Below are 13,106 nucleotides of genomic sequence, written 5' to 3'. Positions count from 1 at the left end.
AAATTAGAAGTCAAAAGAAGGAATTCAAATGAATCGTAAATTAAATATAAGTGGTTTTCAATTCTTTTGCATGATTTTTATGTTTGGGGTCGGTGCTTCCCCACCAGTCGAAATATTTGCTAGAGCTAAACAAGATGGATGGATTAGTTTATTGATCGGACTCATTGCAGCTTGTTTAATCTTTGCTGTTTATATTAAGTTATATTCATTATTTCCTGAACTTCCCTTAACAAATTATATTCAAATCATTTTAGGGAAATATGTAGGAAAAATGTTTGCATTAATATATATCTTATATTTTCTTTACATCGCTGCACGTGCATTACGTGATTTTGAGGATTTATTAACAATCACTTTATATAATGCTTCTTCTCTAATTTCTATAGGATTAATTATGATGTTATTAATTATGTATGCAATATCTAAAGGACTAGAAACGTTCGCTCGTTCATGTGAATTTATATTTATCATGATCATGTTTCTAACTGTAATATTTATAGGGTTTGAAATCATTTCTAAATTAATAAAAATTGATAATTTAAGACCGGTTTTAGAAAACGGGTGGAAACCAATATTTAAAGCTTTTCCTATTTCTTTAACAATACCATTTGGTGAGATTTTGACATTTACAATGATTATGCCACATTTAAAAAAACAAGATTTAGCAATAAAAGTAGGAATACCAGCCTTATTATTTTCGGGACTTATATTAACTTTATTTGCAGTTTTAAATACTGCAATATTAGGCCCGTCCGTTATTGAAAGAACAACCTACCCACTTCTAACATCAGTTAGCTATATTAATATTGCCGATTTCATCCAAAGATTAGATACTTTCATAGTTGTAATTGCAGTATGCAATGCCTTTGTAAAAATTACAATATACTTTTATTGTGCGGTATCTGGGGCTGCAGATTTATTTAATGTAAAGAAAAGTGACCAGCTAGTCTATCCTATTGGCATTATTACAGTTGTTAGTTCCTTATGGGTAGCTTCGAGTTTTCTAGAGCACCATTTAGAAGGGATCCATATAGTACCGTATTTACTTCACATTCCACTTCAAATAATTATTCCGTTTAGTTTATTACTAGTTCTTTTAATTCAAGGGAAACTAAAAAGTAATAAAGACTTGAATTATGGTAAATAAAATGCTTTCTAGATTATTAGAAGTGGTAATTAATTTTTCAACTAGCTAAAAGGGAATAGAAAAAGACTCTAGTTTTCACTAGAGCCTTTTTCTTGTTTCACTAAAAAACTTCTAAGTTATTGAATAACTGTCACAGTCTTAGGTGATGATGTTAGTTTAAAACCGTCTTTTGTTACAACATCTACTGTAATCGTATATGTGCCATTTGGAAGATCCTTATCTGGTGCCCATGGCGTTCTTAATGTATGTTCATTTTCAAACGTAGCTGAATCTACAAGTTTTCCATTAGCATCTTTAACATTAATCGTCCAGTCTGCTCTGTTATAACCAAAAATAGTAATTTTTGCAGGTTTAGATTCGTTAACACCTGTAGATGGAGAAACAGACCATGTTTGCATTCCCATTCCTTGTATATTATAGCTTTGATCTCCCCATCTAGTCCAAGAAATGTTTCCTGCGTAATCATTCGCTAGAATAACCATACCTTTTGGCTCTGTACTTACTGTTAGAGTTTTCTGTCCAGGCTGTAATTGATTAATTTTACCATTTACAAAGACAGTAGCTGAGTGAAAGTCCGTTGCATTATCTTGCGCATTAAATGTAATGACATATTTTCCGTCTTTTGGAGTTACCTTAATGTCGGAAACTGTTGGTAAAACCGTATCTACGATCATTGGCATTTTAACAGTTTGAGGTCTAGCGTTTGCATATGCTAAAGTTGTTTTAATTACGTAATAATACGTACCATCAGGAACAAAATTTCCTGATTCGTCTTTCATATCCCATTGGTATAAATTATAGCCATAATCTCTGTTAAACATTATGTTCTTTCTAAACTTCCAAGGTTCTCCAGTGCCAGTATATTCACTGAAGTCACCTAAATATCTAAGCTGTTTTCCAGCAGAATCTTCAATAGAGATCTCAGCTTTTTCTAAATTACGTAAAACGCCCATTCCACCAGCAATTCCCTTATCAAAATAGTTTGAAGAGAAAGCAATATGGTTTAAATCAAAGCCTACTCCATTGTATCCTAATGGCGCTTCCCCCTCTGTAGAATCATTCCAAAGTGCTGTACGGCCTGCAAAAGAATCTTTTTCCCACGCTGGAGCATCGATATTACGTGGCTCATCCCATTTTCCATAAAAGCCCATATAAGGAACAGTAAGCGGTACTGCTTTATCTTGGTCTTTTGCCACTGGTACAAGACGAACATATCCTTCTACAAAACTATTTTTCTTTAATGAATCTGGTAATGATACATTAACCGTTAACATTTTTGTTTGACCTGGTTTAATTTTCAATGTAGATCCTGATTTTTCTGATACGATATTATCATTTACAGTGACTGTTGCACCCTTAATTTGTTCACTTGATAAAGTTAAATAATCTTTTGAATCTAATTGTCCATCATGATCAAAATCAAATTGCTTTGTTTCTGTCTTATCTTTTAATAAATCAACATATACATTGTATTCAATATCAGCACTATTATTTTTCCCTTTAGGTGCATCAAAAGCTGCTACATTTAATTTAAAGCTTGTATTTTGTCCAATTTCCTTTAATGCTACCGAACCAGCTTGTTCTAAAGGTGCGTTTCGATTTGTCACAATAACTGGCGTATTAATCGCATTTTGAATTTGCATTAAACCAGACCCTTGAATACGTGGTGAATATGGAACTTCACTGTTTGTTCTTGGATCCATAATAACTTTAGATGTATTCATTAATGCAATTTTTGCTTTTAAAACTGTATCTTCTGAGTGATTTAATCCTTTTTCATAAAGTGACTGTAATACTAATGCTGAGCCACCTGCAACATGTGGTGTAGCCATTGATGTTCCACTCAATACTTGATATTTGTTTCCAGGAATTGTTGAATAAATGTTTCCGCCCGGAGCCGAAATTTCAGGTTTAAAATCTAATGTTGGAGTTGTGCCCATTGATGAAAAATATGACATCGTATCTTTATCAGGATTATCTACCCAATAATCGCCGATATTTTTCATACTTAAATATTGACCAGTAGGCATAGTACTCATTTTATCTAATAATGCTTGACCGATTGATTTACTTGTTGAAGCAGTCGGTGTTGCAGATCCAGAAACTGGTAGGGTTACATAATCAGGCCAGTTTGAAGGTGGTATCATAATAATAGCCTTCGCTCCTGCAGTTTTTGCAGTAAATTGAATACTCGAAACAGAACTATATGAATTTAAAAGTTTTACAACCGCAATATAATTCGTTTTACCTTTTGGAAAATCAGTAGCCTTTTTACCTTCATTCACGTATACCAAATCATAGTTTGTATTAGGTAATAGATTATTAGATACATTGAAAGCTTGTCCATATTGAGAATGGTCTTTGAATGGTACAGCTAAGCTTCCATCTGAAATTGCGTTCATATGAATTTTAGAATTTTCATAAGAAGCAACTGATATAGCAAACGGACTTACACCAGGTGAGCCAACCGTTCCAATATCAGGATTTTCAGCAAATGGTTTTATTGTTGCAGGTGTTAGCAAAGCTTCCGAACTGTATGCAGAATTTCCTGCTGCTACTACAACTAGGGTACCTTTATCTGTTGCATTTCTGATTGCTTTTTGAATCGGATCATAGTTTTCGTCTACATAGCCTGCATCAGTACCTAAGCTCATGTTGATTACATCTGCGCCCATTGTAACCGCATGCTCAATCCCAGCGATAATATCATCCTCATAAGCACCGCCACCATTATCAGAGAATACTTTTTCTGCTAACAGCTGTACGCCTGGTGCAATACCAGCGACTCCACCCTTAGCATCATCACCATTTGCTCCGATCGTTCCAGCTACGTGTGTTCCATGTAAGCTACCTTTTGGTCCAGGAATGACATCAGTATCGTTGTCTGCCCAGTCATAACCAGATGGTACTTTATCTGAATACCAAGTTTCATTTACAGCTGTTGTATCTGCAAACTTTTGAAATTTATCCTTAGTCCATTTTTCTTTTGCTTTAGCTGCATCTGATAGTGTCATATCTTTATGAGTCCAATCAATACCAGAATCTACAACACCTACTAATAAGCCTTCCCCTTTATAGCCATATTGCTCCCATACTTTTTGAGCTTGTACTAATTCTTTACTTGCTGCCATATTTTCTTGGAATGTTCTAGCAACAGAAACATGTTTAACTCCAGGGATCGATTTAATTTCATCTAAATTTTTATACTGAGTTTCAACACTAAATCCATTAAAACCTTCAAAATATCGATGTTTAACTTTAAAATCAACTTTTGATTTTTTTTCTTTTGAAATTTGCTCAATTACATTGTCTTGCTTTTCTTTAAACATTGCATTTTTACTCTCAGGAGTTGCTTGTTCACTATCTGTTGGCTGTTCCACTTCAACGATTAAATGAACTTCCTCATCTGGTTTAAATGATTGCATAGATTCTTTTTGGTTGTCTTTATACATTGAATCTTCTTGCGAATTATCAAAATTGTCCTTGGCAAAAAGTGACGCTTGTTCAACAATATCATCAGTTGAGTCAGATTGAGATGTAATGTTATCATTATCAGCAAATGCCGTTAAGGATGTAAAAAGTAATGATGTTAATGCAGCTGTAGACATAACTTTAAACGCTTTCATTTTTCCGTTCTTCATAACAACTCTCCTATATATACTTATTTTTTAATAGATTAATAGTTAAATATCGAATAAAGTTTTACTATTCTGGTACTTAAGGCTATTAATTAAATACATTCAAATTTTACATCCCACGCAAGTTAACGTGTATTGGGGGAAATTCTACATTATTTATTAACAAACTTTTTATAAAATCCGTAAGAAACACTGTCAAATATATAAAAAAATATGTTATATCATGGAAAAAAATACATCTTTTTGTCGGAATTTTTATTTTTTTGTTTAAAAAAATAACCTGAAAATTGGGTAAATTCAAACGAAATAAGATATTTTTTATCTGAAATTCTATAACCTTGACGAATAAATAGGAAAAATATCCTATCTAATCGCATCAGAAATACCTAAAAATTATGAATTTCGCTGAACGTTTGTTATATTATTAGAAAATTTCAATACTTAAGAGCACTTTCTTTCGCTTTAAATCTTTCCAAAATAAAAAAGAGCCACAAATATGACTCCTTTTCCTTAAGAATCTGATGCTTTAATTAAGAATCTACATTTTTTTTCCTAAAGAAAAACCTTCAAACAATTGTCCTCCAAATGGTCGCAAAACTTCATCAACTAATTCGATTATGCGTTTCTTTTCACCAGTCTTATAAAACGCATCAAAAGCTTCTACAAAACGGTTTGCAAAGTCTTCGTTATATTGTTCCATTGAACGTACAATCCATTTCGAAGAACCAATCCATTTACGATTTGTTCTTAAAACGAATTCGCTTACTAGTCCAGCTAGTGTATTAGCTATAAATAATTCTTCCGCTCTATTAGAGGAACCTATAAAATCATTTAGTGCATCTGTAATAAAATATCGCTTTATTTTGATTGTTTCCTCTGACCATTTTTCTGGACCTTTATCTAATAAATCATTTGCTTCTTTTTTTATCACTTCAATTACTCCATCATCCTTTAAGATGATTCCTTCTGAAACCATCCTTGGCAGTGATGGTCTAGCTCTCTCATAATCACTTTCAAAAAATTGTTTATAAGATGTTAAGTTGTGTACAAAAACCTCTATATCCCAATCAAGTTCTTTTAATGACTCTCTATATGAAGAACTAATGCTTTTATCAAAAATAACGATATCAAGATCTGATGTTTCTGTTGCCTCGTTGCGGACTACGCTACCTGCTAATAATGCTCCCTGACAATTTGGAAAATATTTATTTACAAAGTGGTGTGCTGCTTCAATTGGATTTAGCTTATTTAAATCATTCATTATCGAATCCTCTTTCCTAAATAAAACCATTTATTTTAAGAATACATAAGATTCCAATGAGAGCATAGTCTTCTATTCTAAACTTGGTTAAGCAATCAAAAAAAAAGGCTAGCACCGCTAACCTTTTTCATTAGATTATAAAGTTAATTATTAGAATAGAGAATCTCATCAATGATTCCATATTCTTTTGCTTCTTCTGCACTCATAAAATAATCTCGATCAGTATCCTTTGCAACCTTTTCAACTGACTGACCTGTTCGGTCAGAAATTATTTGATTAATATGCTCACGTAATTTTAAGATTCGGCGAGCAGATATTTCGATTTCTGTTGCCTGGCCTCTTGCCCCACCTAATGGTTGATGGATCATGATTTCACTGTTCGGAAGGGCAAAACGTTTCCCTTTTGTTCCCGCCAGCAAAAGCATTGCACCAAAGGATGCTGCCATTCCAGTACAAATTGTTCTAACATCAGGCTTTATATATTGCATCGTATCGTATATCGCAAATCCTGCTGAAGTCGACCCACCAGGGCTATTTATATAAAGTGAAATTTCTTTATCAGGTGCATCTGCAGCTAAAAATAACAATTGTGCAACTACACTATTTGCTACATGATCATTAATTTCGTCACCGATAATAATGATCCGATCTTTTAACAAACGGGAATAAATATCATATGAACGTTCACCACGATTAGATTGTTCAATTACATAAGGAACTGTCGTCATTTAAGAATCCTCCTTGAAAGCGTTAATTGGCTATGCAGCCATATAGAGAGTGCTTGAAGGAGATTGAGTTCGAGATGACTGGAAATTACAGAAAAACATTTTTGGGCTTTCCACAATATTTTTTAAGGAAGGAATTGCATGGATTAGGACTGTAGGGTCTTGGACTTCCAAAGCTATATGAAAAAGTTCTTCAAGCTTCTCGGGTTCTTCCTCACTCCAAAAATATTCAACAGAAAGGGAGTCCTCTTCTTTGTTCGTTTTTTCAAGACGTTTTTTAGCACGATGCAGACTAGATTTTATGGCGATTTCTGTTGTACCCAAGATGTCGGCAATTTCCTTAGATTTATATTGAAATGCTTCTTTTAGAAAAAAGATGACTGCTTGTTTTGGAGTAAAATGCTTCAGTAAGAGTTCCACACTATTGATTTTATGATCAACTGAATGATTAGCTGCAAATCGAGAAAGTTCAAAATCAGGAATTGCTGTTTCTTCTTTTCTTTTTCGTAAAGTATCAATCCAATGATTGTAAGCAATCTTATTTAATAAAGCAGAATTCATTTTTTCATTATTATAATATTTTACTGCTTTAAAAAAGGCTTCCTGAGCGATATCGTCACCGTCCCATTCATTTTGGGCTAGAAAACGACAATAGCGTTGCAATTTAGGATAGTACTCCTTCCAATAGAATTCATCAGACTTTTCATCCTGATTTTCCTTTTCTATACTGTGCAGATTATACTTACTAAACATTTCTGTTCACTCCTTTTTCAACACTCTCTACCCTATAAACGTTCAAAAAGTATAAAAAGATACGGGGTCAAAAAGTTTTTTTATTTAATTTATGTAATTTATATAAAAACTCTTCTAAAATTATCCTTTGTTTGCTTCTTTTAATGCATTTTAACATAATTAGAAAAAAATCTAACAATACAAAAAAGCGTGAACTATTTATTCCCGCTTCTGTTAAATTTAACCTACACATTATTATTAATTTTCAATGATTAAGCATTAGATAATTGGAAGCTTCGATCAATAAAAAAGTGTAAATCTTTTTCCACTTAATTAGATTCGGTTACTTCTTTTATTGCTCCAATTACAGAAATGACAGAACCAATTGCTTGGATCCAGCTCCCCGTAGCTACCAACGATTCTGATTCGGATGGTCCATTACTTTTTTTAATATAGTCCTCATAATAGCCTTTATTTTTTTGTTTATTTTCTTCCACTTTAATTTCAAATAGTGCCTCTGACCATCCAAATGCTTGTAAGGTGTTTCCTATGATTTGTGTTATGCTTCCTACAATATTTTCAGATTGACCGGGAAATGGATCAAGCTCAATTGCTTCTCCAACATTAACACCTAATCCTAAAGCTTGTAACAAGTTACCTGCAATGAATAATTTGTAGGTTGCTTCTTTTCGAATGTCAAATACAAGTCCTGAAGTAACAGTAATATTTCCACTTGCTGTTATTTCTTTTCCAACTGCCCTAAGTACAGTCCCTTCTGCTTCAGCATCAATACCATTTCCTGTAGCCTGCAAAACATTTCCTATTAGAGTTAAGTCATCACGAACACTACTTTTTATGTAGCTGGATGGTGTAGAACCAATTGCAGCTGTTATTGTTCCAATTGATACGATTACAGATCCTACTATTGCTTTAGACTCGCCTCCCATTTCAACCACCAGCCTACTAAAAGAAACCTTATCGTAGTAATATGAACCAATTTACGATTGTGTGCTTATTTATTAAATATAAGATCCTTCTTAAAAACATATAATCATAGGCTAGATACTTAATTGACTTAATACTCGATCATCTAAAAAAATCGGCAACGACATTGCATCATCACCGATTTTACTATAAAACTATTATTCAATTACTCTAATCCAAGATCCGTTAAAACATCATCTAAAGTTTTACCTTTAAACTTCTTAACAGGCTTGCCAGCATTGTCATCCCAAGGATTTTGCATTAAGTAGTTATTAATTACATATTGCATATCTTGCTCATTTACTACACCATCATAGTTAATATCAGCATCACGATTATTTGTACCCCAATTTGTTTGGATGTATAACGCATCATTCACATCAATGACATTATCTTTATTGACATCTCCACCAGGGATATAAGGATAATCAACTGGTTTAGATCCAGCGGTAACTTTACCGTCTTCCTTCAAACCAATTGTGAAATCTTTCTTAAATGTGAAATGACCTGGTACATCGATTGATAGTGTAAATGTTTTGTCTGTAACCGGTAATCTAGTAGTAAAAGCAGTTACGGAAATTGAACTATATCCAAATGGATCAGTCACTCCGTATTCTTTTCCATCCGAATCTTTCACACTAATTTTTGTACCAGTTATATTATAGTCAAGTTTTTTCATAGTAGGTTGGCCTGTAGTGTCGATTCCGTTAATTAATCCTTCAGGGTAAGCAGTCCCTCTCATTAGAGAATAAGTAGGAGTAATATAGAAGTAAGGTTGAATACCTTGTGTTGTTAAGGTACTATTATCCACATTTGTATAGACTGCTTTAAAGAATCTAGTTGAACCATTCGGATCTTCAAACTGCATTGGACCTTTGTAGTATTTATCTTTTGCTTTAAACGTTAAGTCTACTAAAGAAGTATCTCCAGTAATGCCTGTAGTCGCAAGATCTCCAAGTGCTGTTGCTGTAATTGTCATTTTATCGTAAGAGCTGTTAAATGAAGTAGTTGTATATTGAACGTCTAGATTTCCATTATATGTTCCATGTGGCTTAACACTCACAATATCTAAGTACTGCTTAGGATACAAGAATGAGTATTCAGCTTTTTTCACTTTCGTTGCCATATTTTTTGTTGAGAACGTTACTGTTGTTGAATCTCCCATGTTGATTCGTTGTTTATCAGAAATTGCTGTAGAATATGCAGTTCCTTTTTTCACAAAGTAAACGTCTCTCACACTTCCGTAATTTTCAACTGTTGATTTATTTCGGTCATAGAAATCATACTCAGTAATAGGCAATGTAATTGGACCAGCTGTAGCTAAAGGAATTGTTGAATTAAAGTTTCCATTTTGGTCTACAGGCAAGTTAATTTCACTAGAATTGTTTGGATTATAATAATACATTTTATTATCACCTTGTGAAGCATCAATACCTGCTGCCTTCATTTCAGCTATATCTTTATCAAACGCATTACCTGTTACGGCAACAGTTTTGTCAGTTGCATTCGCTGTTTCAACGATTTGACCTGCTTCATAGTTCATTGTAACCTTTGGCTCTTTCTCTCCATAAAAAATTGGAGCGTCATTCGTAAAGGTTACACCTTTATCATTAGTACCAACCATTCGTATTTTCCATAATCCAGGGTCAACTTCCTTATAATCAAATGTAATTGGGTTATCAGGGTTTCCTGTTAATGGATAATATTGTCCTTGGTTCAATATACCTTTGAAATAATATTCAATATTCTCATCCGCTCCCATTCCGTCCGCTGTACCAAGATATCCAATTTCTTCGTTTGTTTTTGGATCAACAAGGAAGAAGTCAAATGTACGCATATGAGATTTCAGTTTGAAGTCCAAGCCCACTGACCATCTTGTTGCAGTGCTAGCTGCTTCGTAAGGTATTGTGAAAGCAGATGGTTCACCTTTTACATAATCAATTCCTTCTTCAACTGTATGAATTGCAAATGGAATTTTATACGTTTCATCAGGATTCTTTTGATTTGTGTAAACAACATATCCTTCATACGTTCCAAGTTTAGCAGTTTTAGGCACATTGATTGTGGCATCCATATTCGCACTGCTATATCGTTTTACTTTTACAGATGATTTCACATCTAGCGTAACGCCATTAGCTACAGCATCTTGATCCGCTCTAGAGTCATTTGTAAATCGGCCATCCAATGTCTGGAATTGAACCTTTACATCATACGTTTTATCTTCAGAGCCTTTATTAAATAAAGTGATGGAACGTTGATCAGTCAGATCTTTACCATTAACTGCTTGCTCCCCAAAGCTTAATGCACCTGTAATATTTTTAATTGTTTTAATTCCTTTACTTGCTAGAGTAGTATCACTCGAATCTTTCGCATTACTGCTTAACGTTTTCGTCTTGTCTTTCACTTGAATTTCTGTTTGTGTATGAACAGCTTTATACGGATTAACTAGACCAGCACCTACTTCGTATACGCTATATTTATCATTTAATGGATCAGCTGTATTCATTAATGTTGCCTTAATATCGGCTGGCGTCATGTCAGGATGAGCTTGTTTTAATAAAGCTGCTACCCCAGAAACATTTGGTGTAGCCATCGATGTTCCGGATAAACGTTCATACGCATTTTGATAATCAGTTAGTGCATTGCCATTATCATCCTTATGCATATAAGCAGGTACAGTCGAGAATACAGATACACCAGGTGCTGTTACTTCTGGTTTAATATCATATAACACACGAGATGGACCTCTAGAACTAAAGTCTGCTAATTTATTACCTTGTGTGACAGTTTGACTCATATTACCAAATGTAAAGTCGATCGAAGCATCTAACTTTGCGTTTGTTAGCGGTAAATCACCTGTAATAGCATGACCTTGTTTACTGTTTATTAAAAATGTTGGGATATATCCAAATGTATTTCCTAAATATACATCTTGAAATGGATCATTATCTGCATTGCTTAATATAACAGCCTTTGCTCCATGCTTTTTAGCAATAGAGACGATATCTGCTATACTTACGCTACCACGTGTTGCAACAACAATTTTTCCATCAACATCTCTTGGTATCAAATTACCATTCGAATCACGTTTATAGTATGAAGTATCTTTACCAAATCCTACATTTACCAATTTAAATGTTTGACCTTGTAAATCTGCTACATTATCAGAATACCCTTGTGCAGCTAACTTCATATCCACTGGCGTATCACCTGTTGACGGATGAGCAGTTGCTGAAAATTGTGGTATGGTAACAGACGTATCACTTGCTCCAACCGTAATTGCCAAAGGTGAATTTCCTGGAGAACCTAGCGAATACATCTTATTTCCAGAATTTCCTGCTGCCACTACTGCTGTAACCCCTGAAAGGACGGCATTATTAACTGCAATTGCCGTAGGGAATAACGGGTCATTGTAGCTTGCTCCTAATGACATACTAATGATATCCATTCCGTCTGAAACTGCTTTATCAATACCTGCCAATATTGCTGAAGTTTGCCCAGATCCGTATGCTCCTAGAACACGATAAGAGTAAATATCAGCGTCTGGTGCAACACCAGTCACAGAAAAGTCCGCATTATTTTTACCTTGTCCAGCAATAATTCCGGCTACATGCGTTCCATGCTCAGTATAGTAGGCTTCACCACCACTTGTTTCAGGTTGTCCCGATTTCTGCCAATCCGCATAGGTTGTCTCCATCGGATCATTGTCATTATCGACGAAGTCGTATCCACCTTTAAATGCACCTTTTAAATCCGGGTGATTGTAATCGATTCCTGTATCAAGAATACCGATTCTTACACCTTTTCCTGTATAACCTTCTTCATGAAGTTTTTCAACGCCAGGGAACGTTACCATATTATGAGTTGGACCTTGTTGTCCAGACGCTTGTTCTTTAACAGTTGGATCATCTAATTGAACTTGTAAATCACTCCAAACTGCCTGAACAGCATTCGATTTAAGTAATGATTTAATTTTATTAGCAGGGAGTGTCATTGAAACCCCATTAAATGCTTTTTTGTAAGAGCGTTTAATTTTATATGGATTTTTCTTTTCATTTAACTCTTTACTAAAAATCGTTTTTAAATCTTGATCAAACGATTCGTGTGAAGCATCTACTTTTGCTTGTGCATCTGCTTCAGAAAGAGTTGTTCCTTCAGTTTCTGCTACGGTTACTGCTGTTTTTGCTGGCTTGTCCTTAAATTCAACAATGACAGAAGTTGGCGAATCACTTGTTAGATCTAAATCAGGAGATACTTGAAGTCCTTCTTGATCACTGATTTTTAATTGTTTAATCGCCTCACGTTGTTCTGGTGTAAGAGCTGATAAAACTTGTTCAACTTTTGACGTTGATTGTGCATGAACACTGTGTTGAATAGAAATCGGATTAAATACGCTAGTTACAAGCCCTGTTGTTACAGCTAGGGTCGTAACATTTTTTTTGATTCTCTTTTTCATTTTCCCCCATCTTCCTCTCTCTTTTGATAGTTTTATTATATTGAAATTTGACAGAATTTTAGATTTCATAAATTTTATCAACTACAAATTTTTTTATAATTCCAACATTTTCAACAAAAAAAGATAGAGAAACAAAAATAAAATCAGCAATCCTATCGATTTT

The 13,106-nt window shown here is 34.1% G+C and carries 7 protein-coding genes; 1 reads left to right on the top strand and 6 read right to left on the bottom strand.

The features are described 5' to 3' along the window. Positions 1 to 28: 28 nt before the first annotated feature. Positions 29 to 1,147, top strand: coding sequence for a GerAB/ArcD/ProY family transporter (locus MY490_RS03980; RefSeq protein ID WP_248268076.1), 1,119 nt, complete (start codon positions 29 to 31; stop codon positions 1,145 to 1,147). A gap of 116 nt (positions 1,148 to 1,263) precedes the next feature. On the opposite strand, the gene MY490_RS22050 is transcribed toward MY490_RS03980, so the two are convergent. From MY490_RS22050 to MY490_RS03945, 6 genes are all read right to left on the bottom strand, one after another. Continuing rightward, complete coding sequence (locus tag MY490_RS22050; RefSeq protein WP_282439837.1) at positions 1,264 to 4,788, bottom strand: S8 family serine peptidase; 3,525 nt, start codon at positions 4,786 to 4,788, stop codon at positions 1,264 to 1,266. 535 nt (positions 4,789 to 5,323) lie between these two features. Further along, a complete protein-coding gene (locus MY490_RS03965; protein WP_248268075.1) occupies positions 5,324 to 6,046 on the bottom strand; it encodes a nucleotidyltransferase domain-containing protein in 723 nt (240 codons plus the stop codon). A 143-nt stretch (positions 6,047 to 6,189) separates the two neighbouring features. Further along, complete coding sequence (gene clpP, locus MY490_RS03960) at positions 6,190 to 6,774, bottom strand: ATP-dependent Clp endopeptidase proteolytic subunit ClpP (protein ID WP_248268074.1); 585 nt, start codon at positions 6,772 to 6,774, stop codon at positions 6,190 to 6,192. Positions 6,775 to 6,804: 30 nt separating this feature from the next. Further along, positions 6,805 to 7,524 carry a sigma-70 family RNA polymerase sigma factor gene (locus MY490_RS03955; protein ID WP_248268073.1) on the bottom strand — a complete coding sequence of 240 codons (720 nt, stop codon included), beginning with the start codon at positions 7,522 to 7,524 and terminating at the stop codon, positions 6,805 to 6,807. 308 nt (positions 7,525 to 7,832) lie between these two features. After that, a complete protein-coding gene (locus MY490_RS03950; RefSeq protein WP_248268072.1) occupies positions 7,833 to 8,450 on the bottom strand; it encodes a DUF6944 family repetitive protein in 618 nt (205 codons plus the stop codon). Positions 8,451 to 8,653: 203 nt separating this feature from the next. Next, positions 8,654 to 12,943 carry a S8 family serine peptidase gene (locus tag MY490_RS03945; RefSeq protein ID WP_248268071.1) on the bottom strand — a complete coding sequence of 1,430 codons (4,290 nt, stop codon included), beginning with the start codon at positions 12,941 to 12,943 and terminating at the stop codon, positions 8,654 to 8,656. Between the last annotated feature and the right edge of the window lie 163 nt (positions 12,944 to 13,106).

Source organism: Gottfriedia acidiceleris, from assembly GCF_023115465.1.
Classification (GTDB): Bacteria; Bacillota; Bacilli; order Bacillales; family Bacillaceae_G; genus Gottfriedia; species Gottfriedia acidiceleris_B.
The sequence above is the reverse complement of the archived record's forward strand: the minus strand, read 5'-3'. Positions and strand labels throughout refer to the sequence as shown.